Annotated in this window: 23 protein-coding genes; 18 read left to right on the top strand and 5 right to left on the bottom strand. The window is 67.1% G+C overall.

All coding sequences use genetic code 11. The features are described from left to right. Nucleotides 1-59: 59 nt before the first annotated feature. Nucleotides 60-3,581 carry a YhdP family protein gene (locus EV667_RS08825; protein WP_245516041.1) on the top strand — a complete coding sequence of 1,174 codons (3,522 nt, stop codon included), beginning with the start codon at nt 60-62 and terminating at the stop codon, nt 3,579-3,581. Between the two features lie 131 nt (nt 3,582-3,712). On the opposite strand, the gene tyrS is transcribed toward EV667_RS08825, so the two are convergent. Beyond that, nucleotides 3,713-4,972 (bottom strand): tyrosine--tRNA ligase, encoded by a 1,260-nt coding sequence (gene tyrS / locus EV667_RS08830; RefSeq protein ID WP_131834863.1) that lies wholly within the window; start codon nt 4,970-4,972, stop codon nt 3,713-3,715. Between the two features lie 100 nt (nt 4,973-5,072). On the opposite strand from tyrS, the gene EV667_RS08835 reads away from it, so the two are divergent. The 3 genes from EV667_RS08835 to EV667_RS08845 all read left to right on the top strand — a co-directional run bounded on the left by EV667_RS08835 (nt 5,073) and on the right by EV667_RS08845 (nt 7,729). Further along, entirely contained in the window at nt 5,073-6,209 is a 1,137-nt protein-coding gene (locus tag EV667_RS08835; RefSeq protein ID WP_245516042.1) for an anhydro-N-acetylmuramic acid kinase, read from the top strand. Between the two features lie 240 nt (nt 6,210-6,449). After that, a complete protein-coding gene (locus EV667_RS08840) occupies nt 6,450-6,818 on the top strand; it encodes a hypothetical protein (RefSeq protein ID WP_131834864.1) in 369 nt (122 codons plus the stop codon). 191 nt (nt 6,819-7,009) lie between these two features. After that, nucleotides 7,010-7,729 carry a class I SAM-dependent methyltransferase gene (locus tag EV667_RS08845; protein WP_131834865.1) on the top strand — a complete coding sequence of 240 codons (720 nt, stop codon included), beginning with the start codon at nt 7,010-7,012 and terminating at the stop codon, nt 7,727-7,729. Between the two features lie 130 nt (nt 7,730-7,859). Here the strand turns inward: EV667_RS08845 and EV667_RS08850 are convergent, their stop codons facing one another. Continuing rightward, a complete protein-coding gene (locus EV667_RS08850; protein ID WP_018390502.1) occupies nt 7,860-8,525 on the bottom strand; it encodes an alpha/beta hydrolase in 666 nt (221 codons plus the stop codon). A gap of 336 nt (nt 8,526-8,861) precedes the next feature. Here EV667_RS08850 and EV667_RS08855 point away from each other — a divergent pair, with 336 nt between their 5' ends. The 11 genes from EV667_RS08855 to EV667_RS08905 all read left to right on the top strand — a co-directional run bounded on the left by EV667_RS08855 (nt 8,862) and on the right by EV667_RS08905 (nt 18,349). Next, a complete protein-coding gene (locus EV667_RS08855) occupies nt 8,862-10,031 on the top strand; it encodes a cysteine desulfurase family protein (RefSeq protein ID WP_131834866.1) in 1,170 nt (389 codons plus the stop codon). Between the two features lie 118 nt (nt 10,032-10,149). Then, a complete protein-coding gene (gene sufB, locus EV667_RS08860) occupies nt 10,150-11,622 on the top strand; it encodes a Fe-S cluster assembly protein SufB (protein ID WP_131834867.1) in 1,473 nt (490 codons plus the stop codon). Next, nucleotides 11,619-12,050: a hypothetical protein gene (locus EV667_RS08865; protein ID WP_131834868.1), complete on the top strand. Its 432-nt coding sequence runs from the start codon at nt 11,619-11,621 to the stop codon at nt 12,048-12,050. The genes sufB and EV667_RS08865 overlap by 4 nt, the downstream gene beginning before the upstream one ends. A gap of 1 nt (nt 12,051) precedes the next feature. Continuing rightward, a complete protein-coding gene (gene sufC, locus EV667_RS08870) occupies nt 12,052-12,816 on the top strand; it encodes a Fe-S cluster assembly ATPase SufC (RefSeq protein WP_131834869.1) in 765 nt (254 codons plus the stop codon). A gap of 10 nt (nt 12,817-12,826) precedes the next feature. Next, entirely contained in the window at nt 12,827-14,140 is a 1,314-nt protein-coding gene (gene sufD, locus EV667_RS08875) for a Fe-S cluster assembly protein SufD (protein ID WP_131834870.1), read from the top strand. Between the two features lie 155 nt (nt 14,141-14,295). Beyond that, the gene (locus EV667_RS08880; RefSeq protein WP_425359023.1) at nt 14,296-15,537 is read left to right on the top strand and encodes a cysteine desulfurase; all 1,242 of its coding nucleotides are present in this window, start codon (nt 14,296-14,298) and stop codon (nt 15,535-15,537) included. Further along, on the top strand, nt 15,534-15,908 hold the full coding sequence (locus EV667_RS08885) for an SUF system Fe-S cluster assembly protein (protein ID WP_131834872.1): 375 nt from the start codon (nt 15,534-15,536) through the stop codon (nt 15,906-15,908). The genes EV667_RS08880 and EV667_RS08885 overlap by 4 nt, the downstream gene beginning before the upstream one ends. A 30-nt stretch (nt 15,909-15,938) precedes the next feature. After that, nucleotides 15,939-16,370 carry a VOC family protein gene (locus EV667_RS08890; RefSeq protein WP_131834873.1) on the top strand — a complete coding sequence of 144 codons (432 nt, stop codon included), beginning with the start codon at nt 15,939-15,941 and terminating at the stop codon, nt 16,368-16,370. A gap of 318 nt (nt 16,371-16,688) precedes the next feature. Next, nucleotides 16,689-17,045 carry a HesB/IscA family protein gene (locus EV667_RS08895; RefSeq protein WP_131835088.1) on the top strand — a complete coding sequence of 119 codons (357 nt, stop codon included), beginning with the start codon at nt 16,689-16,691 and terminating at the stop codon, nt 17,043-17,045. Nucleotides 17,046-17,055: 10 nt separating this feature from the next. Then, a complete protein-coding gene (locus EV667_RS08900; protein WP_131834874.1) occupies nt 17,056-17,421 on the top strand; it encodes a TfoX/Sxy family protein in 366 nt (121 codons plus the stop codon). Nucleotides 17,422-17,473: 52 nt separating this feature from the next. Beyond that, nucleotides 17,474-18,349: a mechanosensitive ion channel family protein gene (locus tag EV667_RS08905; protein ID WP_245516043.1), complete on the top strand. Its 876-nt coding sequence runs from the start codon at nt 17,474-17,476 to the stop codon at nt 18,347-18,349. Here EV667_RS08905 and EV667_RS08910 read toward each other — a convergent pair. Beyond that, entirely contained in the window at nt 18,336-19,997 is a 1,662-nt protein-coding gene (locus EV667_RS08910; protein WP_131834875.1) for a DEAD/DEAH box helicase, read from the bottom strand. The genes EV667_RS08905 and EV667_RS08910 overlap by 14 nt on opposite strands. A 219-nt stretch (nt 19,998-20,216) precedes the next feature. Here EV667_RS08910 and greA point away from each other — a divergent pair, with 219 nt between their 5' ends. The 3 genes from greA to EV667_RS08925 are packed head-to-tail and all read left to right on the top strand — an operon-like array spanning nt 20,217 to nt 23,174. Continuing rightward, nucleotides 20,217-20,693, top strand: a complete 477-nt coding sequence (greA, locus tag EV667_RS08915) for a transcription elongation factor GreA (protein ID WP_131834876.1) — start codon at nt 20,217-20,219, stop codon at nt 20,691-20,693. Nucleotides 20,694-20,696: 3 nt separating this feature from the next. Continuing rightward, nucleotides 20,697-21,332, top strand: a complete 636-nt coding sequence (locus tag EV667_RS08920) for a LysE family translocator (protein ID WP_131834877.1) — start codon at nt 20,697-20,699, stop codon at nt 21,330-21,332. Between the two features lie 57 nt (nt 21,333-21,389). Further along, nucleotides 21,390-23,174, top strand: a complete 1,785-nt coding sequence (locus tag EV667_RS08925) for a glycosyltransferase family 2 protein (RefSeq protein WP_131834878.1) — start codon at nt 21,390-21,392, stop codon at nt 23,172-23,174. A 16-nt stretch (nt 23,175-23,190) separates the two neighbouring features. Here EV667_RS08925 and parE read toward each other — a convergent pair whose 3' ends face one another. Together parE and EV667_RS08935 are read right to left on the bottom strand one after the other, a co-directional pair. Beyond that, nucleotides 23,191-25,224 carry a DNA topoisomerase IV subunit B gene (gene parE / locus EV667_RS08930; RefSeq protein ID WP_131834879.1) on the bottom strand — a complete coding sequence of 678 codons (2,034 nt, stop codon included), beginning with the start codon at nt 25,222-25,224 and terminating at the stop codon, nt 23,191-23,193. A 113-nt stretch (nt 25,225-25,337) separates the two neighbouring features. Beyond that, nucleotides 25,338-25,622 (bottom strand): hypothetical protein, encoded by a 285-nt coding sequence (locus EV667_RS08935; protein ID WP_131834880.1) that lies wholly within the window; start codon nt 25,620-25,622, stop codon nt 25,338-25,340. Between the last annotated feature and the right edge of the window lie 148 nt (nt 25,623-25,770).

The following is a 25,770-nucleotide window of genomic DNA, read 5'->3' on the forward strand; positions in this document are numbered from 1 at the left end:
TCGTGCCGTAGATGACAGAGCAGACGACGCACAGGTCGCCGACAGCCGGGAAGCGCCAGGTGAAGCGCCTTCGCGTCAAGCGGCTTCCGAAGGCCTGCTCGACGCCGGCCCGCCGGCGCCGCTGGCTGCGTATGTGCGCCTGGTCGGGGGGCTCCACCTTCGTCGTCGTCGCCGCCGCGATCGGTGTGGTCTACCTGCTCTTCACCGCCGGCGTACTCACCGTCGACATGGCGCGTCCCTATGTCGAGCGCACGCTTGAGGCGAGGCTCGGCGCCGGGCGAACCGTGCAGATCGGGGCTATCGTCGCCGAGCGGGCGCCGAGCGGGGGCATCGTCCTGCACGCCGCCGACATCGCGGTGCGCGACGACGACGGCGATATCATCGCCACCGCTCCGCAGGCCGAGGTGGCGCTTCAGGACAGCTGGCTGCCCTGGCTGATGCAGCCCGAGCGGGTCGATCTGGTCGGCGTGCGGCTGAACGTGTTCATTGATGCGCAGGGCCAGCTCTCCATCTCCACCGAGGCTGACGCCGACGCCGCCAATGGCGCCAGGGTGCAGCCCAAGCTCCTTGCCACCGTACCCACGGCCGAGCCTGCTGCGCCGGCCGCAGCGACCGGTGCCCCGGCGGCGGCGGACGGCGTGCCCGGCATCGCGGCGAACGGTGGGGAGGCGGCGACACCGTTTGGCCCGCTCCGTCTCGGTAGCCTTGCCGCGCTCGCCCGCCAGTTCGACGAGGGCGGGCTCGATGGCGGCACGCTGAGCGAAATCGGCCTCAAGGAAGGCATTGTCGTCATCCGCAACGAGGCCAGCGGGCGGGAATGGACCTTCGACGACATCGACCTGTCGCTGTCGCGCCCGGACCAGGGCGGCGTCACCTTCAACATCAAGGCCGGCGGCATGGACGGGCCGTGGTCGGCGCGTGCCACCGTCGGCGCGCTGGCGGAGGGGCGGCGTGCCCTGGAGCTGGAAGTGCGCGACCTCGCGCCTCGCGATCTGCTGATCGCCGCCGGCAAGGCCGGAGCCGACATTCTCGCCACCTCGCCGCTGTCGGTCGACCTTGCCGCCACCATCGACCCGCGCGGCATTGTGCTGGCGAGCAGCGGGCGGCTCGCGGCCGGTGCGGGCGAACTGCAGCTCGGCTCCGATCCGGATGGGCGGATGCTGGTCGACGAGGCGGTGCTGGCCTTCACGCTCGATCCGTCGGCGCGGCGGATCAACCTCACCTCCGTCACCACCCAGGCCGGGCCCTTTGCGATGGATCTGGCCGGCACGGTGGATATTCCCGCCGACAGCGCCGGCCTCTGGCGGCTTCAGACCCAGTCGGCGCGCGCCAGTTTCCTCGGCGGCGGCCCGCACCAGACGCAGGTGCCGCCCTTCGTCCTCGACGATATCGCGTTCGACCTTTCCTTCGACCCCGTGGCACAGCGCGCCAACATTGATCGCGGCGTGCTCAAGGGGCCGCAGGGCGGCATCACGCTGGGCGGCGCGCTCGATCTCGGTGCGCCCGTGCCCTCGCTGTCGATGGCCGTGTCGGCCACGCCGATGACGGTGGCCTCGCTGATCCGGCTCTGGCCGGCCGTCGCCGCGCCGGCGCCGCGCAAATGGGTGTACGACCATCTGGTCTCCGGCGAGGTGACCCGCGCGGAGATTTCCTTCGACGCGCCGCTGGATTCGATCGGCAATGACGACCGCCCTCTCGCCGATGACGGGCTGAGGATCGACATCGCCGGCACCAATGGGCGCTTCATCCCGGTTCCCGGCCTCCCTCCCATCGTCGACGCCGATGTGGCGGTAAAGATCACCGGCCGCACCGCGCATGTGCAGGTGGCGAAGGCGGCGATGCAGACGCCCGGCGATCGCCGGCTGGAGATCACCGAGAGCATTTTCGACATTTCCGACACCGCCCCCGACAAGCCGGAGGCGAAGGTGCAGGTGAATGTGAGCGGCCCGGCGGCGGCCGCCATCGAGCTGGCCGGCATTCCGCCGCTGCGTGGCCCGACCTATGTGCCGATCGAGCCGCAGACGGTGTCGGGAACGATCAAGGGCACGGCGCAGATCAGCGTCAAGCTGTCCGACAACATCCAGCCCTCGGATATCGACTACGCCTTCGACGCCACCCTCAACGATTTTGGCGCGTCGAAGATGGTGCTTAACCAGAATCTCGACGACGCGACGGTGCGTGCCTTCGTGACCCAGGCGGCGACGGTGGCGCGGGGCGAGGGCAAGTTCGGCGGGGCGCCGGCGAGCTTCGACTACAGCCGCCCGGCCACCGGCGACATGACCTTCGCGCTCGCCGCCTCGCTGGACGACGCCGCGCGGCAGAAGCTCGGCTTCGAACTGCCCGGCATGTCCGGCACGCTGGGCGTCAAGCTGGCCGGCACGGTCGGGGCGAAGGCCAAGACGGCGGATGTCGAGCTCGACCTTACCGGCGTGAAGCTCGCCGACCTGGTGCCGGGATGGACCAAGCCCGCCGGCAAGCCGGCGCGGATGACCGCCAAAGCCGTCATCACTCCCAGCGGAACGCGCCTCGACAATCTCGTGGTGACGGGGCAGGGGGTGGACATTCGCGGCACGGTCGATCTCGATTCCAAGGCCGCCGTGGTCAGCGCCAATCTCCCGACCTTCAAGCTTTCCGATGGCGACAAGGCCAGTGTGAAGCTTGAGAACACTGGTGGCTCCTACAAGGTTACGGTGCGCGGCGAGGTCATCGAGGCGCGGGCCTTCCTCAAGCAGCTGACAGACACGCCCCCCAGCGGTCCCGGCACGCTCCGCCCGCCCGACATCGATCTCGACATCAAGGTCGGCGTCGTCGTCGGCAATAATGGCGAGGCCATGCGCGACGTGGTCCTGATCATCTCGCGTCGCAATGGCGATCTGCGGGCGTTTTCGCTCGGCGCCCTTGTCGGCCGTGGCGGCGGCGTGACCGGCGAGCTGAAGGCACAGGGCAATGGCCGCCCGCAATTGAGGGTGGCGACCAGCGACGCCGGGGCACTGTTGCGCTTCATCGACCTCTACCCGAAGATCTATGGCGGCGATCTCTGGATCGACGTCGACGCGCCGGCGGGTGATGGCCGGCCGCAGAGCGGCGTCATCAATGTCCGCGACTTCGTAATCCGTGGCGAAGCTGGCCTCGACCGGCTCATCGCGGCCGCGCCGGCGACCATGCGCGACGGGCGCCCGCAACCGGGTTCGGCCATCTCCTTCCGCAAGCTGCAGGTCAGCTTCCAGCGCTCGGCCCAGCAGATAACGCTGCGCGAGGGCGCGATCTGGGGCCCCTCGATCGGCTCGACCTTCGACGGCACGCTTGATCTCGCCAATGATCGGGTCTCGGTGCGCGGCACCTATGTCCCGGCCTATGGGCTGAACAACCTCTTCAGCCGCCTGCCCGTGCTCGGCTTCTTCCTCGGCGGCGGGCCCAATGAGGGGCTGGTCGGCGTGACCTACGAAATTGTCGGACCGGTGTCCGGCCCGACGCTGCGGGTCAACCCCATCTCGGCGGTGGCGCCGGGCTTCCTGCGCAAGATCTTCGAGTTCCGCCAGGCCCCCGACCCGACCCCGCCGGCGGTGGTGCCGACGCGGTAGGTTGTCCGGGGCGTCATCCCGGCCGCAGCGAAGCGAAGAGCCGGGATCGCTGCCCGCTGCTGGCGCGCGGACCCGGATCGGCCATCGGCCGTCCGGGGCGGGGTATGGCGGGCGCGTTCCGCCTTTACCGGCTAAACGGGCTTCAGCAGCACGTGCTTCTTCTTGCCGAGCGAGAGCTTGATTACGCCCTCGGGGGTGAGGTCGCGCTCGGTCAGCACGGCCTTCTCGTCGGTGACGGCGGTGTCGTTTACCTTCAACCCGCCGCCCTTGATCTGGCGCCGCGCCTCGCCATTGGAGGCGACCAGCCCGCTTTTCTCGGCGAAGGCGGCCAGCACGCCGATCCCCGCTGCCAGCTCGGCTGCCGGCACGTCGACGCTCGGCAGGTCGGCGGCGATGCCGCCTTCCTCGAACGTTTTGCGTGCGGTCTCAGCGGCGGCATCGGCGGCGGCGCGTCCGTGCAGAAGGGCGGTAATCTCCGTGGCGAGGATCTTCTTCACCTCGTTGATCGCCGCGCCCTGCGCTTCCTGCGCGAGGCGGGCGATCTCGTCCATCGGCAGGGTGGTGTAGAGTTTGAGGAAGCGCTCGACATCGGCGTCCTCGGTGTTGCGCCAGTACTGCCAGAACTCATAGGGACCAAGCATGTCGGCGTTCAGCCACACCGCGCCGTTCAACGACTTGCCCATCTTGGCGCCGGAGGCGGTGGTGAGCAGCGGCGAGGTGAGAGCGTAGAGTTGGGGCGTGCCCATGCGGTGGCCGAGGTCGATGCCGTTGATGATGTTGCCCCACTGGTCGGAGCCGCCCATCTGCAGGCGCACGCCGTAGCGCTTCGACAGTTCGACGAAGTCATAGGCTTGCAGGATCATGTAGTTGAATTCGAGGAAGGAGAGCGATTGCTCGCGGTCCAGCCGGGTCTTCACGCTGTCGAAGGACAGCATGCGGTTGACCGAGAAGTGCCGGCCGACATCGCGCAGGAATTCAAGATAGTTGAGATCGCGCAGCCAGTCGGCATTGTTGATCATCAGCGCGTCGATCGGGCCCTCGCCATAGGTGAGGTAGTTCGAGAACACGCGCTTGATCGAGGCGATGTTGGCCTCGATCGTGTCCACCGTCATCAACTGGCGGGCGTCGTCCTTGAAGGAAGGGTCGCCCACCATGCCGGTGCCGCCGCCCATCAGCGAGACGGCGCGGTGGCCGGTTTTCTGCAGCCAGTGCAGCATCATGATCTGGATCAGCCCGCCCGCGTGCAGGCTCGGCGCCGTCGGGTCGAAGCCGATATAGGCCGTGACCGTTTCCTTCGCGAAGAGGTCGTCGAGGCCCTGTTCATCGGAGATCTGATGAATGAAGCCGCGCTCGTGAAGGGTGCGGAGGAAATCGGACTTGAACGTGCTCATCTCGGGCCTGCGGGCGTCAACGCCATGTTAGGAACGGGCGGGTGATTTAACAGCTTCGCGCGGCGAAAGCACCCCGAGGGCAGTAATGGATCGGCCATTGATGGCGATTGGGCTGATGAGCGGCACCTCGCTCGACGGCATCGACGTGGCGCTGATCGAGACCGATGGAGAGACCGTCGCCTCGTTCGGGCCGGGGCGGACCTATGTCTACGCGCCGGAGACGCGGGAATTGATGTTCCGGGCTATCTCCGACGCGCGCGAGATGACCGACCGCCACGCCCGCCCCGGAATTCTCGCCCGCGCCGAACGGCTCTCAACGGAGCGCCATGGGCAGGCGCTAGCAGCCTTCTTCAAGGAGTTTCCGGCTTACCGCGAGGTCGAGGTCATCGGCTATCACGGCCAGACCGTGCTGCATCGACCGGAGATGCGGCTGACCGTTCAGCTGGGCGATGGGCCCGCATTGGCGCGCGCGGTTCGGGGCATGACCACCGGGAGCGGGGCGACTCTGGTCTATGACATGCGCGCCGCCGATGTCGCGGCCGGCGGGCAGGGGGCGCCGCTGGTGCCGGTGTATCATCGCGCGCTGGCACGCGGGCTGGGGCCGCCGAAGCCCTTGCTGGTGCTCAATCTCGGCGGGGTGGGCAATGTCACCTATGTCGACGGCATGGCCGACCCGATCGCCTGCGACACCGGCCCGGCCAATGCGCTGATCGACGATTTTCTGAAAGCGCGCACCGATCTGCCGTTTGACGAGGACGGCGTCATCGCCGCGTCGGGCAAGGTGGACGAGAAGGTGGTCGACACGTTGATGACCCATCCGTTCTTCCACCGCCCGCCGCCGAAGTCGCTGGACCGAAACGATTTTCGCGCCTGGGTCCACGAGCATGCCGGGCTCGATGCCATGAACACGGCGGACGGGGTGGCGACATTGACGGCCCTTAGCGCGGCCAGTGTTGGCGCGGTGCTGGCTTTTCTTCCTGCCCGACCCACCAGGCTCATCGTGGCGGGCGGCGGGGCGCACAACGCGACGCTGTTGCGGATGCTTGCCGCTCGCACCGGCATTGAAGTCGTGACGGCCGATGAGGTGGGCTGGTCGACCGACGCGTTGGAGGCGCAGGCTTTCGCCTTCCTTGCGGTGCGTGCGCTCAGGGGATTGCCGCTGAGCTTTCCCACCACCACGGGCGTTCCCGTGCCGCTGACCGGCGGGATCATCCGGCGGCCCGGCGAGGCTGCATGAGTGCTGCATCGTCAAGCTGCAGGAGGGGATCGAGCCTGCAGCAAATCTGAATGGCTGCTTCAAAAAAACTTAATTCAAACCATAAGTGTCGCAGTATTCCTGAAACGCAATAGTGCGATGCAAAAACGTATGATGCGGTGCACAATATTCCATGTAGTTTGACGGCTCCCGGAAGTCCGGCTCGCCAGGCAGGCAGCTTCCTCTTCAACACGCCTGGACAGAAACTTTGGAGCCCTCGACATGCGCAGCCTCAGCCGCGATATCCTGCCGCTTGCCGTCGCCGGCGGCCTCATTGCCGTCGCCGTCATCGCCCCCGTTCGTGCCGCCGACAAGGTCGGCCTGAAGCCGGCTACCGCCCAGACCATCAATATCGGTTACGTGAACGGCGTTGCGTACTATACCCCGCAGGCCGACGGCTATCACGTCGTCGCCACGCTGACCGTTGCCGGTGGCGCCCCGATCCGCGTCTCCGCCACCCTCCAGCCCGACCAAGTGGTCAGCTTCTCGGTGCCCGGCGCCGCCGACACGGCCGAGAGCCTGGTGCAGATCGCCCGTCGCGGCGACCAAATCACGCTGACCAACCCGCCCACGCGGCTCGTGCTCAACTGAGCCTCGGCTCCTGACGTTTGCGAAGGCCCGGCACGGCGCGTGCCGGGCCTTCTGCGTTTGCGGAACGGCTTTTGCCCTTTCGCATCCTGCGCGCGCATTGGCGGGTTGTGCTGCTTCCTGTAGTAAGGACGTTCACGCATAGGTGCGGTGGGGGCCAGACTCATTTGCTCGTTTCCTTGGCCAAGAGGGTGATGCCCGGATCCCTCAGGAGACAACTGTCGAAGCGCAAATGGCAGTTCAGGGCCTATCTCGAAAGCCACCGCAATCGAAAACGGACGGCGTCGGATGTGTTCTCGGAAATATATGAGAACAACATCTGGGGTGGCGAGGATAAGGTATTTTTCTCAGGAAGCGGCTCGCGCGGGCGAGTGGCCGATGAATACATAATTAAAATAAACAATTTTATTGAAAAGAATAAAATAAAATCAGTCGTCGATATTGGTTGCGGCGATTTCTACATCGGAAGCCGATTGAAATGCTCGGATTACACGGGAATTGATATCGTGCCGAGCCTGATCTCACACCATAATGCGACATTCGGCGGGCCGGGACGCCGCTTTCTCTGTGTCGATGTGTCGGGCAGCGAGGCGCTGCCCTCGGCCGATCTCGTCCTCATAAGGCAGGTGCTCCAACACCTGTCCAATCGGCAGATAGAAGCCATTCTCGCGAAGCTGGGTGGCTTTAGGCATGTCATCGTGACGGAACACCAACCGGCGGCGGGCGATCTCGTGACGTTCAACCGCGACCATGTGCATGGCAACAGCACACGCCTGCTCCACGGCTCCGGTGTCTACCTGGAGCGGCCGCCGTTCAATCGTTCGGTCGAGTTGCTGATGGACTGCGCCGGCAATGAAGGCTCGGGCGATGTTCACGAGCGCGGAGCCATCCGCAGCTTTCTCGTCAAGCCCTAGGACGGACCGACGGCAACAGATCACCGATCCGTCGCCGTCGAATCCCAACACGTCGATGGGCCAGCAACCGGCCCGTGCGTCGGAGGGATCGAGAAGAGGGGGGCGACCTAGTCGACCCCCCACGCCACGTTCAGGCGGCGCTGGTCTTCTTGGCGGTTTCCGGCAGGCGCTTGTCGAGATAGGCGCCGACAACCTCCATCAGGTCCTCGGTCTTGCCGTCGAAGAAGTGGTTCGCGCCCGGCACGGTCTGCTGGTCGATGACGATGCCCTTCTGCGTCTTCAGCTTCTCGACGAGGCCAGTGACGGCGGAGAACGGCACCACCGCATCCTTGTCGCCATGCACGAACAGGCCGGAGGACGGGCAGGGGGCGAGGAACGAGAAATCATAGAGATTCGCCGGCGCGGCGATGGAGATGAAGCCTTCCACCTCGGGGCGGCGCATCAGCAGTTGCATGCCGATCCAGGCGCCGAAGGAGAAGCCGGCGATCCAGCAAGCGCGCGCGTCCGGATTGATCGACTGCGCCCAGTCGAGCGCGGCGGCGGCATCGGCCAGTTCGCCCTGGCCATGGTCGAACGAGCCCTGCGAGCGGCCAACGCCCCGGAAGTTGAAGCGCAGGGTCGAGAAGCCCCGGTTCACGAACTGGTAGTAGAGATTATAGACCACCGGGTTGTTCATCGTGCCGCCGAACTGGGGGTGCGGGTGCAGGATGATGGCGATGGGCGCGTGGCGCGCCTTGGCCGGCTGGTAGCGGCCTTCGAGCCGCCCCTTCTCGCCGGTGAAGATGACCTCGGGCATGAAGTTCGTGACCTTGAATGCGGCGGGGCAAGGCGAGATTGGTCCGGTGGGCCGTGAACCCGTTCCGGCCTGCGTCCCGAAAGACTGCCTTACCGCATGCGCCTTGACGACCTGGGGCGTGAGCCCTAATTTATTAGAATAATTCTAAATATCTACGTCGGGTTGCAACCGTGTCGCGTTCAATCTGCGCGCGATGGGGCATCCTACGTAGAGGACGGGACGGTCAGCTATGCCGGACGACGCCTGAATTTGCAAGCAATAGCCGAAAGGAACGGGCAGACGGCGCCGCGCCTTCCTATATAGGGAACGCAAACGGAACCACGAGCCCCCGGACCCATGAACGCACGCACCTATCTCGACCATAACGCGACATCGCCGGTTCGCCCGGAAGCGCGCGAGGCCCTGCTGGCGGCGCTGGACGCCACCGGCAACGGCTCTTCCGTGCATGCCGAGGGCCGCGCGTCGCGCGGGACGATGGATGTGGCGAGGGCGCAGGTGGCGGCGCTGGTGGGGGCGAACCCGTCAGGGGTTATCTTCACCTCCAGCGGTACCGAGGCCGACGCGCTGGCGCTGACCCCCGATTATCGTCGTGGCGAGACGCCGCTGGTCCATGATGTGCTTGTGGTGAGCGCGGTGGAACACGCCGCCGTGCTGCGCGGCCATCGTTTTTCCGCCGAGCGGGTGGAGGTTCTTCCCGTCGACGCGCGCGGAAGGGTGCTGCTGGAGGCGCTCGACGCGGCGCTGGAGCGCCATTCCGCCGCCGGGCGGCGGGTGCTGCTCTCGCTGATGGTGGCCAATAACGAGACAGGCGTGATCCAGCCGCTGGCCGAGGCAGCGCGCCGCGCCCATGCGCATGGCGCGCTGGTGCATACGGATGCCGTGCAGGCGGCCGGACGCATCCCGCTGTCGCTGCCCGCGCTCGGCGCCGACCTGATGTCGGTCTCTGCCCACAAGCTCGGCGGCGCGCCGGGTGTGGGGGCGCTGATCCTTGCCGACCCTGATCTTCGCCCTTCGCCACTCATCGGTGGCGGCGCGCAGGAGCGGGGCCGGCGGGCGGGCAGCGAGAACGTGCCGGCCATTGCCGCCTTCGGGGCGGCGGCGCTTGCCGCGTCGGCGGCTGTGGAAGCCGACGGCGCGCGCATCAATGGCTTGCGCGAGCGGCTTGAAGACGCTCTAAGGTGCGAGTTCCCTGAACTCGTCCTGCTCGTGGGCGATGTCGACCGGCTGCCCAACACGTCGTGCCTCGCCCTGCCGGGCGTGCCGGCGGAAACCATCGTCATCGCGCTCGATCTCGCGGGCGTGGCGGCGAGCGCCGGTGCCGCCTGCTCGTCGGGCAAGGTGGCCGCCTCGCATGTGCTGGGGGCGATGGGCGTATCGGAGCGCATTGCGCGCTCGGCGATCCGCCTGTCCTTCGGCTGGTCGAGCGGGGAAGAGGATGTTGACCGGGCGCTCGGCGTGTTTCGCCGGGTGTTGCCCGGTCTTTTGCGTCGCCGCGCGGCGGCGTGAGGGTGAAGGCCGCCTTCGGGTGGCGCGCAGGACGCAGGTGGCCGCCTCGGCGGACGCCGGCGGGAATGGTTGACCTGACCCGTGGGCCTTGACCCCGCGTGGGAGAGGAGATGAGACGATGCCGGCCGTACAGGAGACAGTGGACCAGGTCCGCTCGCTTGACGTCGATCAGTACAAATACGGGTTCTTCACCGAAATCGAGACCGAGAAGGCCCCCAAGGGCCTGACCGAGGACACGGTCCGCTTCATTTCGGCGAAGAAGAACGAGCCCGAATGGATGCTCGAATGGCGGCTGGAGGCGTTCCGCCGCTGGCTGACCATGCGCGAGCCGGACTGGGCGCGGGTGAGCTACCCGCCCATCGACTATCAGGACCTCTATTATTATTCCGCGCCGAAGCGGCCGAGCGAGCTGTCGATCGACGACATCGACCCGGAGATTCTCGCCACCTATGCGAAGCTCGGCATTCCGCTGCGCGAGCGCGACGCGCTGCTCGGCATTGCCAGCGGCGGCACCAAGGTGGCGGTCGACGCGGTGTTCGACAGCGTTTCCGTCGCCACCACCTTCAAGGAGGAGCTCTCCAAGGCCGGCGTGATCTTCATGCCGATCTCCGAGGCGGTGCGCGAGCATCCCGAGCTGGTGAAGAAGTATCTCGGCTCGGTCGTGCCGGTGACGGACAATTATTTCGCCACGCTGAACTCGGCGGTGTTCTCCGACGGGTCCTTCGTCTACGTGCCCAAGGGCGTGCGCTGCCCGATGGAGCTGTCGACCTATTTCCGCATCAACGAGCGCAACACCGGCCAGTTCGAGCGCACGCTGATCATCGCCGACGAGGGCGCCTATGTGAGCTATCTCGAAGGCTGCACGGCGCCCCAGCGCGACGAGAACCAGCTGCACGCCGCCGTGGTCGAGCTGGTGGCACTTGATGACGCCGAGATCAAATACTCGACGGTGCAGAACTGGTATCCCGGCGACAAGGACGGCAAGGGCGGCATCTTCAACTTCGTCACCAAGCGTGGCGATTGCCGGGGCGACCGCTCGAAGATCTCATGGACGCAGGTCGAGACCGGCTCGGCGATCACCTGGAAATACCCGAGCTGCATCCTGCGCGGCGATAACTCGCAGGGCGAGTTCTACTCGATCGCCATCTCGAACGGGCGCCAGCAGGTCGACAGCGGCACCAAGATGATCCATCTCGGCAAGAACACGTCGAGCCGCATCATCTCCAAGGGCATCGCGGCGGGTTATTCCGACAACACCTATCGCGGCCTCGTCTCGGCGCACCGCAAGGCGACGGGCGCGCGCAACTTCACCAATTGCGACTCCTTGCTGATCGGCGACAAATGCGGGGCGCATACCGTGCCCTATATCGAGAGCAAGAACTCCTCCGCCCAGTTCGAGCACGAGGCCACCACCTCGAAGATCTCCGACGACCAGCTGTTCTACTGCCGCCAGCGCGGCCTCGATCCTGAAGAGGCGACGGCGCTGATCGTCAACGGCTTCGTCAAGGACGTGCTGCAGCAGCTGCCGATGGAGTTCGCCGTCGAGGCGCAGAAGCTGATCGCGGTGAGCCTTGAGGGGAGCGTGGGGTGAGCGGCGGCGAGACTGACGGGGAGGAGGAGTCCCCTGAGGCGCTGGTTGTCGCTCGCGTAATGGCGTTCGATGAAGATGACGGCAACGTCGTCGAAGCGCCCGATGACTACGCCACTAATTTTGACGAGGAGCTCGGTTCGGCGGTCGCCGAATCCCTCTGCAATTATCTCGTCAATTTCGCCGCAGAGAACGACAGTCCTGTCGTCTTCAAACGGGACAATAACGAGATCGATGGTCAGCGTGAGGACGGGTCGTCGTTGTCGATCTCATGCTTCACGCCACAGTTGTTTGATCTTCAGCGGTGGCCATCTCACGAAGAGACCAGCGAAGCCGGTAAAATCGTCTTCGATTTAGTAGGCCGGTTGAACGCAGACTTTATGATTACGTTAGCGCGCCGGTTTATCATCAACGGACATCTGGAAGACTGACATGGCCATGCTCGATATCGAAAACCTCCACGCCAGGATCGACGGGGAACACGGCAAGGAGATCCTCAAGGGCCTCTCGCTGAAGGTGAATCCCGGCGAGGTCCACGCGATCATGGGGCCGAACGGCTCCGGCAAGTCGACGCTCTCCTACATCCTCGCCGGCAAGGAGGATTACGAGGTCACCGACGGCTCCGTCACGCTCGACGGCGAGGACCTGCTGGAGATGGAAATCGACGAGCGCGCCGCGAAGGGCGTGTTCCTTGCCTTCCAGTACCCGGTGGAAGTGCCCGGCGTCGCCACCATGACCTTCCTGCGCGCCTCGCTGAACGCCCAGCGCAAGAAGCGCGGCGAGGCGGAAATCTCCACGCCGGACTTCCTGCGTCTGGTGAAGGACAAGGCGGCCAATCTCGGCATCAACCAGGACATGCTGCGGCGCGGCGTCAATGTCGGCTTCTCCGGCGGCGAGAAGAAGCGCGCGGAAATCCTGCAGATGGCCATCCTTGAGCCGAAGCTGTGCGTGCTGGACGAGACCGATTCCGGGCTCGACATCGACGCGCTCAAGGTCGTCTCGGAAGGCGTCAACGCGCTGCGCTCGCCGGACCGTGCGATGATCGTCATCACCCATTACCAGCGCCTGCTCAACCACATCGTGCCGGACTTCGTGCATGTGATGAACCAGGGCCGCATCGTCCGCTCGGGCGGCAAGGAACTGGCGCTGGAACTCGAAGCCAATGGCTATGCCGAGTACCAGCAGGACGCGGCGTGAGGTGGACGAAATGAACGCTGACATCCGTCCGATCCGCACGCCGGCCGAGCAGGCGATCCTCGCCTCGCTGGACGCCGTGCCGGCCGGCACCGACCGGCTGGCCGACCTGCGCCGCGCCGCTGCCCGCTCCTTCGAGGAACATGGCCTGCCGCATCGGCGGGTAGAGGAATGGAAATACACCGACCTGCGCTCGCTGATGCGCGAGGCGGTGCCGGTGGCCGGCAGCGCGGCGGTGGCCGAGGCGGACGCCCGTGCGCGCCTGTTGCGCGGCGTCGAGGCGCGCCGCATCGTCATCGCCAATGGCGCGGTGGTGCCCGAGCTTTCCGACCTTGCCGATCTGGAAGAGGGGCTCACCCTCACCACGCTGAAGGCGGCGATGGAAGCGGGCGACGAGGTTCTGAGCCGAATCGGCGGCATCGTGCCGAGCCGCTATGACGCCTCGCTGGCGCTGAACACGGCGCTGTCCCGGGACGGCGTGGTCATCACGGTTGCGCCGGGTGCGAAGATCGCGCGGCCGGTGCATGTGGCGCATGTGTTCGCCAGCGCGGGCGCGGCGGCGATGTATGCCCGCTCGCTGGTCGTGGTCGGGGCCGGCGCCTCCTTCACCTATGCCGAAAGCTTCGAGGGACCGGACGGCCTCGCCTACCAGGCCAATTCGGCCACCGAGTTCACGGTCGGCGACGGTGCCCATCTCGACGTGGTGCGGCTGCAGGAAGAGGGCGCCTCGGCGTTCCACCTCTCCACCCTGCTGTTCGATGTCGGGCGGGACTCGCAGGTCCACGCCTTTACCTTCGGCCTCGGCGCGGCGGTGGCACGCACCACGCTCTACGCCACGCTGTCGGGCGAGGACAGTCATGTCGGCTTCAACGGCGCCACCCTTTTGAAGGGCCGGCAGCACGCGGATTCGACGCTGTTCCTCGACCACCAGGTACCGGGTTGCGAGAGCCGCGAACTGTTCAAGACCGTGCTCGACGACAATGCGCGCGGCGTGTTCCAGGGCAAGATCGTCGTCCGCCAGGCGGCGCAGAAGACCGACGGGCGGATGATGAGCCGCGCGCTGGTTCTCGGCGACGAGGCGGAAATGGACAACAAGCCGGAGCTGGAAATCTTCGCCGACGACGTGCAGTGCGGCCATGGCGCCACCTGCGGGGCGATCGACGACGAACTGCTGTTCTACCTGCGCGCCCGCGGCATTCCGATGAAGGAGGCGCAGAGCCTTCTGGTGCAGGCCTTTGTCGGCGAGGCCATCGAGACCATCGAGCATGACGGCCTGCGCGAGGCGCTGGTCGAGCGGGCCGAGGCGTGGCTCGCGGCGCGGGCGTGAGGCGCTGTTGCGCCGTCGCGTGAAGCCGTCATCCCGGACGCGGCATCGCCGCGATCCGGGATCGTCCGCAGAAGAAGGGCCATATCTCGGCCCGCGATCCCGGCTCTGCGCTTCGCTCCGGCCGGGATGACGCCTTAACGAAAGGCCGGAAGATGATCCTCCACCCCGCCGTCGCCAACGGCACCTATGACGTCTCCCGCGTGCGGCAGGATTTTCCCATCCTGTCCAAGCAGGTCTACGGCAAGCCTCTGGTCTATCTCGACAACGCCGCCTCGGCGCAGAAGCCGGTGCAGGTGCTGGACCGCATGCGCTTCGCCTATGAGAACGAATATTCCAACGTCCATCGCGGCCTGCACTTCCTCGCCAATGCGATGACCGAGGCCTATGAGGAGGCGCGCGAGCTCTGCCGCGCCTTCCTCAATGCCCCGACGCTCGACGAGGTGATCTTCACCCGCTCGGCCACCGGGGCGCTCAACCTTGTCGCCTCCTCGCTCGGCCAGTCGATCGACGAGGGCGACGAGATCGTGCTCTCGATCATGGAGCACCACTCCAACATCGTGCCGTGGAACTATCTGCGCGAGCGCAAGGGCGCGGTGATCCGCTGGGCGCCGGTGACGGAAGACGGGGCGTTCGATCTTGAGGCCTTCAAGGCGCTGCTGAACGAGCGCACGAAGATCGTCGCCATCACCCACATGTCCAACGTGCTGGGCACGGTGACGCCGATCAAGGAGATCGCCCGCCTCGCCCATGAGGTCGGCGCGCTTGTCGTCGTCGATGGCTCGCAGGCGGCGGTCCACATGCCGGTCGACGTGGTCGACCTCGACGTCGACTTCTATGCGGTGACCGGCCACAAGCTCTACGGGCCGACCGGCATCGGCCTGCTCTATGGCAAGCGGGCGCTGCTGGAGAAGATGCCACCCTATGAGGGCGGCGGCGAGATGATCCGCACCGTCACCGAGGAGGGCGTCACCTATGGCGAGCCGCCCCACCGCTTCGAGGCGGGCACGCCGCCCATCGTGCAGGCGATCGGGCTCGGCGAGGCGCTGGCCTATATCGAAAGCCTCGGGCGCGAGCGCATCGCCGCGCATGAGGCCGCGCTTGGCGCCTATGCCCGCGAGCGGCTGGCCCGCATCAATTCGGTGCAGGTCTATGGCGACGCGCCGGGCAAGGGCGCCATCTTCGCCTTCGACGTGAAGGGCGCCCACGCCCACGACATCGCCACCGTGATCGACCGGGCCGGGGTGGCGGTTCGCGCCGGCACCCATTGCGCGATGCCGCTTCTGGGACGATATGGTGTAACAGCGACGTGCCGGGCGTCGTTCGCCCTCTACAACACGCATGAGGAAGTCGACGCTCTCGCCGACGCCCTCATCAAGGCTCAGGATCTTTTCGCATGAGCGAAACCCAGACGTCCGACAGTCCGAACGCGCCGGCAATCCAGTCCGGCATTCCGGAGGAGGAGCTTGTGCGCCTGACCGACGACATCGTCGCGGCGCTCAAGACCGTCTACGACCCGGAAATCCCGGTCGACATCTACGAGCTCGGGCTCATCTACAAGGTCGACATCGCCGATGACCGGCAGGTCGCGGTGGAGATGACGCTGACCACGCCGAACTGCCCCGCCGCTGCCGAACTGCCCGGCATGGTGGAGGGCGCGGTGGCGAGCGTGGGCGGCGTCTCCGGCGCCAGCGTCAACCTCACCTTCGATCCGCCCTGGGACCAGGGCCGGATGTCCGAGGAAGCGCGGCTGGCGCTCAACCTCTGGTGAGCGAGACACAATCGTGAGCGAGACTCGGTCGTGAGCGAAACTCCCGCCGCACCGCCGCTCTCGGGCGTGCTGGAGACCGGGCTCTACGTCGACGACCTGCCCCGCGCCCGCGCCTTCTACGAGCGCGTGCTGGGGCTGGAGGCGATGATCACCGATGACCGCTTCTGCGCCTACAAGGCCGGGCCGGGCAGCGTGCTGCTGCTGTTTGTGCGCGGCCAGACTCTGGAGCCTGTCCATATGGCGGAAGGCACCATTCCCCCACATGACGGCAAGGGGCCGCTGCATTACGCGCTGGCGATTCCATCGAGCGCGCTGGCCCATTGGGAGCAGCATCTCGCCGTGCATGGCGTGACGCTGGAGAGCCGGGTCGACTGGAAGGGCGGCGGGGTGAGCCTGTATTTCCGGGACCCCGACCAGAATCTGGTGGAACTGGCAACGCCGGGGCTGTGGCCGAACTATTGAGACGGCGCGGCAGGGCGTTTGCCCAAGGGTTTTCCCTGGGTCCCGGATCGGCGCCGCACTTTGTGCGGCTGGTCCGGGAAACGACAGAGTTCCGTGTCCCGGACCAGCGGAGCCGAAGGCCAAGCGCCGCTCCGGGACCCAGCAAAGACTCTTCTGCATAACCGGTTCCGCACCGTGCGATCCAGCTCCGCCGCCTTCGCCCTTGCCTGCGCCCCGTGCATCCCCCATCTTAGGCGTACCGATCCGCCGGCCTTGAACCGGCGTCGATTAGGAGACAGCGAAATGACCCAGCCTCAGCCCCGCCCCCGCCCGCAGGTAATGACCCTGACCGATGCCGCCGCCGACCGCGTGCGCTCGGTGATCGCCCGTTCGCAGACGCCGGTGGCGGGCTTGCGCATCGGGGTGAAGAACGGCGGCTGCGCCGGCATGGAATACACGATGGAGTTCGCCGAAGCGGCCGGCAAGTTCGATGAAGTCGTCGAGGACAAGGGCGTCAAGGTGCTGATCGACCCCAAGGCGATCCTGTATCTGCTCGGCACGCAGATGGACTTCAAGGCGGACAAGCTTTCCGCCCAGTTCGTGTTCAACAACCCCAACCAGACCTCGGCCTGTGGCTGCGGCGAATCGGTTGCCATCACCCCGGTGCAGGCGGGAGGCACCGAAGCCAGCGCCTGAACATCGCGCGATGGACGAGGCCGAGATCGCCGACATCTTTACCGCGCTCGGGCCGATACGCTGCCGGCGGATGTTCGGGGCGCTTGGCGTCTATGCCGAAGGGGCGATGTTCGCCATCGCGGCCGGCGACATCCTCTATCTGAAAGCAGATGCCGCCCTTGCCGAGCGGCTGGAGGCCGGTGGTGCGCAGATTTTCACCTATGAACGGCTGGGCCGGCCGGTGACGCTCGGCTTCTGGTCGCTGCCCGAGGCAGCGCTTGACGATGCCGATCTGGCGGCCGAGCTTGGCGGACATGCGCTGCGTCTCGCCCAGCAGGCGGCCGCTTCCCGCCGTCCTGCGCGCCGACGGACCGCGCGAAAAGACGGCGTGGAGTGAACCCAGCCCCTGCCTGATCGTTGCCGTGGACACACCCTCCCGGAGCGACGGCATGAACCTGGACCAACTCGGCAATCTCTTCATTCTCTATGGGCTGAACGTGCTCTATGCGCTGGCCATGCTGCTCATCGGCTGGTGGATCGCCGGGCTGGTGGAGCGGCTGGTGCTGCGGGGGCTCGGCAGTACCCGCCGGGTCGATTCCACCGTGGCCGGTTTCCTCGCCAGCATCGCCCGCTATGGCATTCTGGTGTTCGTCGGGGTGGCGGTGCTGCAGCGCTTCGGCATCCAGACCACCAGCATCATCGCCGTGCTCGGCGCCACCTCGCTGGCCGTCGGCCTCGCGCTGCAGGGCACGCTGTCCAATGTCGCGGCGGGGGTCATGCTGCTGCTGTTCCGCCCGTTCAAGGTCGGCGACGCGGTGGAGGTCGGGGGACAGAGCGGCACGGTCAAGGCGCTGTCGCTGTTCACCACCGAACTCGCGGCGGGGGACAATGTGCAGGTGCTGATGCCCAATGGCCGGGTCTGGGGCGCGCCCATCGTCAACAAATCGGTCTATGGCACGCGCAGCTTCGCCTTCGCGCTGGAGCTGAAGCCGGATGCCGATATCGAGGGGGTGATGGAGAAGGCACTGGCCTTCCTGCGCGGCGATCCGCGGGTCAGCCAGTCGCCGGGGCCCTCCGCCTCCATCGCCAAGCTGGGGCTCGACCGGGTGGAGATCGGCTTTTCCGGATGGGCGGCGGCGGGCGATGCCGGCGGCGTGCGCGGCGACCTGATTCGTCGCCTGCGCGAGATGGTTCGCGATCCGCAGTCAGCCCCTGTGCCGGGCGTAAGCCAGACTGCCGCGCCGGTCGAGCCGGCGGCAGCAGCAGCGCCCGAAATCCCTGCGAAGGCGCCGAGGCGCCCCCGCGCGTCGCTCAGCCAGCCTTGATCTTCACCGGCCGCAGCAGGAACGCCGGCAGGTGCGAGGTATCTGCCGGCTCGTCCATCGGAGCGCGCTCGGAGCGGCGATGGGTGAGCGGCGTCACCGGCGCCCGGGCAGGAGCCTGAGCCGGCTTTTCGCGGTTGCGCTCGCGCTCCCGCTCACGTGGGGCGGAGGTGGCAGCCGCCGCCGGTGTCGCAGCGCTGGCCACGGGTGCGGCTTCGGCGGTCTTTTCGCGACCACGACGGCGCGCCGGCTTGGCGGTCGGCGTCACCGCCGCTTCGGCCACAGCGGCGAGCGGCGCCTCGACGGCATCAACCACCGCAGGCGTGGCTTCGGTATCGCGGCGGCGAGCGGGGCGGGCGCCACGGCTCTCGCCGCCATCCTCGCGCTCGCGGTTGGCGCTGCGGCCACCGCGACCCTTTTCGCGGGCGGGCCGTTCGCGGGAGGTCTTGTCGCGCGAGGTCTTCTCGCCGGAGGCCTTCTCGCGGGTCGGGCGAGCGCGCGTCTCGGAAGCCGGCACGCTGTCGAGCCCGGCGCTGTCCTTCCAGTCGATCGGGCGGCCGATCAGCTTCTCGATCGCCGCCAGCGACTTGACCTCGCCGGCCGTGACGATAGTGAAGGCGGCGCCGGCCCGGCCGGCCCGGCCGGTGCGGCCGATACGGTGGACATAGTCTTCCGCGTGGTGCGGCGTGTCGTAGTTGAACACGTGGCTCACGGCGGGAATGTCGAGGCCGCGCGCGGCGACATCGGACGCCACCAGCAACGTGGCCTCGCCGGTGCGGAACTGGTCGAGCGCCTGCATGCGCGAGCGCTGGTCCATGTCGCCATGCAGGCAGACGGCCTTGTAGCCGTGCCGCAGCAGCGACTTATGCACCACGGCCACTTCGCTCTTGCGGTTGCAGAAGATGATGCCGTTCTGCAGGGCCTCGGCGTTGTCGATCAGGCCGCGCAGCGTTTCGCGCTTGGTGAAGTCTTCCTTGCCGGAGGCGACGAGCAGCTGGGTGATCGTCGAGGCGGTGGAAGAGGGGCGCGAGGCTTCGATCTGGACCGGGTTCGACAGGAACTGCGAGACGAGGCGCTGGATCTCCGGGGGCATGGTCGCGGAGAAGAACAGCGTCTGCCGGGTGAACGGCACCAGCTTGCAGACCCGCTCGATGTCCGGGATGAAGCCCATGTCCAGCATGCGGTCGGCCTCGTCGATGACGAGGATCTCGATGCCGGAGAGCAGCAGGCGGCCACGCTCGACATGGTCGAGCAGCCGGCCCGGCGTGGCGATGAGGATGTCGACGCCGCGCAGCAGCTTGGCATCCTGGTCGCCGAAGGAGACGCCGCCGATCAGAAGGGCGACGTTGAGCTTGTTGTTCTTGCCGTAGCGCGTGAAGTTTTCCTCCACCTGCGCGGCGAGTTCGCGCGTCGGTTCGAGGATCAGCGTGCGCGGCATGCGGGCGCGGGCGCGGCCCTGTTCCAGCAGCGTGAGCATCGGCAGGGTGAAGGCCGCCGTCTTGCCGGTGCCGGTCTGGGCGAGCCCCAGCACGTCGCGCCGCGCGAGAATGTGCGGAATGGCCTGCGCCTGGATCGGCGTCGGCTCGGTGTAGCCCGTATCGGCAACGGCCGAGAGCACCTTGTCGCTCAGGCCCAGTTCGTTAAAAGGCATCTGGATCAATTCTGCGGCTGCGCACCGCACACCGGCTCCCCGAGCCGTAACCGGGGATGGTTGCATCGTCGTCGCGCGGAGCGCATCAGTCGGATATGGTATGACGACGCGTTGCACCATAGGGATAACGCTCGCAAAGTCAACGGATTTGGCCGCTGTCAAGGGCTTTTCGGCATGTTCCGGCCCGGACGGCCTTCGTCGGGGAAGGAAGGTGGCGCGATGAGCCGTGCATTCGTGAAGGAAGACAGCGGCGCCGACACCCTGCCCGAGCGCCCGGTCAGCCCCAATCGCAACCTCGTCACCCGCCGGGGACTGGCGCAGATCGACACTGAACTGGCACGTCAGCGTGCGGCGCTCTCGGGGGCCGGCGCCCGCGGCGACCGGGACGCGGCGGCCGCGGCATCGCGCGAACTGCGCTATTGGTCTGCCCGCCGCTCCAGTGCCGAGCCGGTCGATCCGCCGGCCGATGGCGAGGCCATCACCTTCGGCATGGCGGTGACGCTGGAAGATGCGAAAGGCCAGCGGCGCAGATTCCGCATCGTCGGCGAGGACGAGGCTGACCCGGCGCAGGGGCGAATTGGCTGGGTCTCGCCGGTAGCGCGCGCGCTGCTCGGCAAATGGATCGGTGACGAGGTGGTGTTGCCGGCGGGGGAGATGGAGATCGTCGCCGTCGACCATCTCCCCGAAGAGGCGTGAGCGGTGCTGATCCCCGCTGAAACGCTGCTCGTCTTCGTGCCGGCCGCGCTGGCGCTCAACCTGACGCCGGGCAACGACATGCTGTTCTGTCTGGGCCAGGGGATGAAGTCCGGCCCTCGCGCGGGCATCGCCGCGAGCCTCGGCATTGCGACCGGGGTATTCCTGCACTGCTGCGCGGCGGGGATCGGGCTGGCGGCGCTGCTGGCCGCGTATCCGGCGGCGTTCGAGGTGCTGCGCTGGGCGGGCGTTGTCTATCTCGTCTATCTCGCGGTGCAGGCGCTGCGCGGCTCCGGCGATCTGGCGGCAGCGCGCGCCGCGCCGACCCGCGCCTCGGCCGTCAAGGCGTGGCGGGCGGCGGTGCTGGTCAGCCTGCTGAACCCGAAGGTCGCGGTCTTCGTGCTGGCGTTCCTGCCGCAATTCGTCGACGTGTCGCGCGGCAGCGCTTTCGTCCAGTTCATGCTGCTGGGCCTTATCCTGAACATCGGTGGCACGGTGGTGAATGCGGTGGTGGGCGCCTTTGCCGGCCGGATCGGCCGCTGGCTGGGCAATCGCCCGAGCCGGTTCCGTGTCGTGGAGGTGCTTACCGGAATCCTTTTGCTGGCCATCGCCGCGCGTATAGCATTGGAGCGGCGGGTGTGACGGGTGGCCGAGCGGCCGCCGGCCACTGGGGCCCCCGCGCGGCGTTTGTGGGGAGCGATGGGGCTTAGCGAGAAGGATTTCCGACAGGTCGAGCGGACGGAACTGTTCGACGCCGGGTGGTATCGCGAACGGCATCCTCACCTCTCAGGGGCGCCCGACCGTCTGCTTGACCATTACCTCACCCGGGGCTGGAAACAGGGGGCCGATCCTTCGCCCTTTTTCGACGGCGCCCACTATCTCGCCACCCATCCCGATGTGGCGGCGTCCGGGCTCAATCCGCTGGTGCATTACGCGCTGTGGGGCCAGGCCGAGGGGCGCGCCATCCGGCCTGTCGGGGAGGCTGACGCGGCTGCCGCCGACGTGGCGTTCTCGATCATCCTCGCCACCTTTAATCGCGCTCACATCATCGAGCAGGCGATTGATGCCGTCCTCGCCCAGACCCACCGCACTTTCGAGCTGGTCATCGTGGATGACGGCTCGACCGACGGCACGCAAGCGCGCCTCAACGCCCGCTATGCCGAGGAACTGGCGCAGGGGCGGCTTGTCTATCTCCGCTTTTCACGCAATCTCGGCGTGTCGGCGGCGCGCAATGCCGGGCTCCTGGTCGCGCGCCATCCCTGGATCGCCTATGTCGATTCCGACAACACCATCCGCCCGCATTTCCTCGACACCTTCGCCCGGCGCATCGTGGGGCGGGATGGAGCCATGACCTTCTATGGCCGCTTCCAGCGAAAGGACGAGGGCAGCGTCATCGGCGGCCCCTTCGATCTGGCGGCGCTGCGGCAGGGCAACTCCATCGACCTCGGCGTCTTCGTCCACCACATCGCCTGCTTCCATGAACTGGGCGGCTTCGACCTCGGCCTGCGCCGGCTGGTCGACTGGGACCTGATCCTGAAATATGTCCACCGCCACGCCCCGGTCTATATCAGCGAGGCGCTGCTGGATTATCGCGACCGCGATGACGCCCGAGACGGCTCGGAACTGGACCGCATCTCCGACAGGGAGCCGTTCTCGCTGCCGATGGCGCGCATCCTGCGGCGCTATGAGGCGCGCGCCACCGTGACGACGGCCATCGTCTGCTACAATCAGAAGGACTTTATCGCGCAGGCGATCGAGAGCGCGCTGGCGCAGACCGGCGATTTCTTCCACGACATCGTCGTCGTCGATGACGGCTCGACCGACGGCACCACCGAGATCGCCCGCGCCTATTGCGCCCGGCATCCCATGACGATGCGGATGCTCGGCGATGGCATTAATCGCGGTATATCGGGGAACTTCCGGCGCGCTTTCGCGGCGGCGGGCGGCGAATATCTGGCCGTTCTGGAAGGCGACGATTACTGGAGCGACCCCACCAAGCTCGCCCGCCAGATCGCCTTCCTTCGCGCGAATGCGGATTGCTCCATGGTGTTCTCGAAGATCGAGATCGAGACCCCCGGCACATCAGGGCGCGCGACGCTGCCGCGCCAGGACAAGCTGCGCAAGACCAAGCTGGACGGCGCCGATTTCCTTGCCGAGCCGAGCCTCAACCTGATCGCCAATTTCTCCTGCTGCCTTTTTCGCAGCGATGCGATGAAAACGCTGCCCGACAGGCTGTTCCGGCACCGGCTGAGCGAGATCGCGCTGGCCTTCCATCTCGAAAGGCATGGGCGGATCGGCTACCTCAACCGCCCAATGAGCGTCTACCGCCAGCATCCTCAGGGCGTGTGGACCGGCGCCAGCCCGGAGGAGCAGCGCGCCAGCGGGCGGCTGGTGCGCGAGGCGGCCAAGGCGGTGGCGCGCGACGCCTACAAGCCCGCCCTCCAGGCCATCATCGACACCCGCTACGCCCCGCCGCCCGGCTGAGCGCGGGGAAGGCGCCTCAGATGTCCAGCAACTCCTCGCTGGCGAAGGCGGCGCGCTCGGAGATGAAGGCGAAGCGGCTTTCCGGCTTGTTGCCCATCAGCCGCTCGACGATGTCGGCGGTCATGGCGCGCTCGGCTTCCTCGATGGTGACGCGCAGCAGGGTGCGGGTCTTGCGGCTCATGGTGGTTTCCTTGAGCTGCGCCGGCATCATCTCGCCGAGGCCCTTGAAGCGTCCGATATCGACCTTGCCGCGCGGGGAAAATTCCTTCTTGAGAAGCTGGTCGCGATGCGCCTCGTCGCGCGCATACAGCGTCTTGGCGCCTTGGCTGAGGCGGTAGAGCGGGGGCACGGCCAGAAAGAGGTGGCCGTTCTCGATCAGCTGCGGCATCTGCCGGTAGAAGAAGGTGACGAGCAGCGAGGCGATATGGGCGCCGTCGACATCGGCATCGGTCATGATGATGACCCGCTCATAGCGCAGGTCCTCGTCCCGATAATGCGTCCCTGTTCCAGCGCCGAGCGCCTGCACGAGGTCGCCGAGCTGCTGGTTGGCCGCCAGCTTGTCGCGGCCGGCGCTGGCGACGTTGAGGATTTTTCCGCGCAGCGGCAGCACGGCCTGGGTCTGGCGCTCGCGCGCCTGCTTGGCCGAGCCGCCGGCCGAATCGCCCTCGACGATGAAGAGTTCGGAACCCGCCGCCGAATTGTTCGAGCAGTCCGCCAGTTTGCCCGGCAGGCGCAGCTTGCGCACGGCGGTCTTGCGCGAGATTTCCTTTTCCTGCCGCCGGCGCAGTCTCTCTTCGGCGCGCTCCACCACCCAGTCGAGCAGGCGGTTGGCCTGTGTCGGGTTGCCGCCGAGCCAGTGGTCGAACGGGTCGCGCAGAGCCGCCTCGACAATGCGGGTGGCCTCGGCGGTGGCGAGCTTTTCCTTGGTCTGGCCCTGGAATTCCGGCTCGCGCACGAAGACCGACAGCATGGCGACGCAGCCGGCCATCACATCGTCGGCGGTGACGATGGCAGCGCGCTTGGCGCCGCCGGTGCGCTCCGCATGGTCGCGCAGGCCCTTGAGCAGCACGGCGCGCAGGCCTGTCTCGTGGGTGCCGCCCTCGGCGGTGGGGATGGTGTTGCAATAGGAGGAGATGGCGCCATCCGCATCGCCCAGCCACGCCACCGCCCATTCCGCCGAGCCATGCCCGCCCGGCCGCGTCGTCTTGCCGGAGAAGATGTCGGGATGGACGCGGGTGCTGCCCTCGATGTCGGCGGCGAGATAGTCGCGCAGGCCGCCGGGAAAGCGGAACACGGCCTTTTCCGGCACATCGGTGCCTGCCACCAGCGCGGGATCGCAGCTCCAGCGGATTTCGACGCCGCCGAACAGATAGGCCTTGGAGCGGGCCATCTTGAACACGCGGGCCGGCTTGAAGCGGGCGGCCTCACCGAAGATCTGCGGGTCGGGGTGGAAGCTCACCCGCGTGCCGCGGCGGTTGAGGGTGCGCCCGACCTCCTGGATCTTGCCCTGCGGCACGCCGCGCGAATAGGTCTGGCGGTACAGCGTCTGGCCGCGCGCCACCTCGATCTCAAGCACGTCGGACAGGGCATTGACCACCGAGACGCCGACGCCGTGCAGGCCACCTGAGGTCTCGTAGACCTTCGAATCGAACTTGCCGCCGGCATGCAGCGTGGTGAGGATGACCTCCAGCGCCGACTTGCCGGGATATTTCGGGTGTTCCTCGATCGGGATGCCACGCCCGTTATCAGTGACGGTGAGGAATCCGTCCGTGCTCAGTTCCACCTCGATGAAGCTGGCGTGGCCGGCCACCGCCTCGTCCATCGAATTGTCGATCACCTCGGCGAAGAGGTGGTGCAGCGCCTTCTCGTCGGTGCCGCCAATATACATGCCCGGTCGGCGCCGCACCGGCTCCAGACCCTCCAGAACCTCGATGTCGGCGGCGGTGTAGCCGGCCTCGCCGGGGGTGCCCTCGCGCAGCGCAGCGGGGCGCGCGGCGGCACGCGGACGCGGGGCGGGAACGGCGGCGAAGAGGTCGTCGGAATTCGACATGGGTGCGGGCGGGCTCGTCTCGTGCGGGGGCGATTCGGTTTCCATAGCACTATGACAGGGCCGGCGCGAAAGCGGAACGCTCCGTGAACATGGGGGCTATGCGAGGCGGCGCGTCAGCGCTTCAGCCGTTTCCGGTTGGCGCGCACCTTGCGGCCGTAGAGGGCGACGATTTCCGGGCCGACCGCGTCGAGCCGGCCGGCGGCCGCCGCCTTCATCAGCCGGGCATTGACCTCGCCCAGCGCCAGCGTCTTCTCCGTCACCATGCGGATGGCCTCCACACCGGCGGCCGCGTCGCCGCGTGCGAGCCGGCTCATGCGCTCCGCGATCACGATCTGCATGTCCATGCCAAGGCGCGTGAGCTGCAGGCCGGTCTCGAACCAGGAGAGGGGGTCGGTCATTGCGAAGGCTCCGGCGGGTGAGAGGCGGGAGGAGAAGCCCGGACCGGACGGTTCAGTTCCGGCCGCCGACGCGCAGCCGCCATGCGCCGGATGAGGCCCTCTTGTCTTTCGTCGGACATGCGAAAGGTGTAATGGCGCAAATCCATGC

Source organism: Ancylobacter aquaticus (assembly GCF_004339465.1).
GTDB lineage: Bacteria > Pseudomonadota > Alphaproteobacteria > Rhizobiales > Xanthobacteraceae > Ancylobacter > Ancylobacter aquaticus.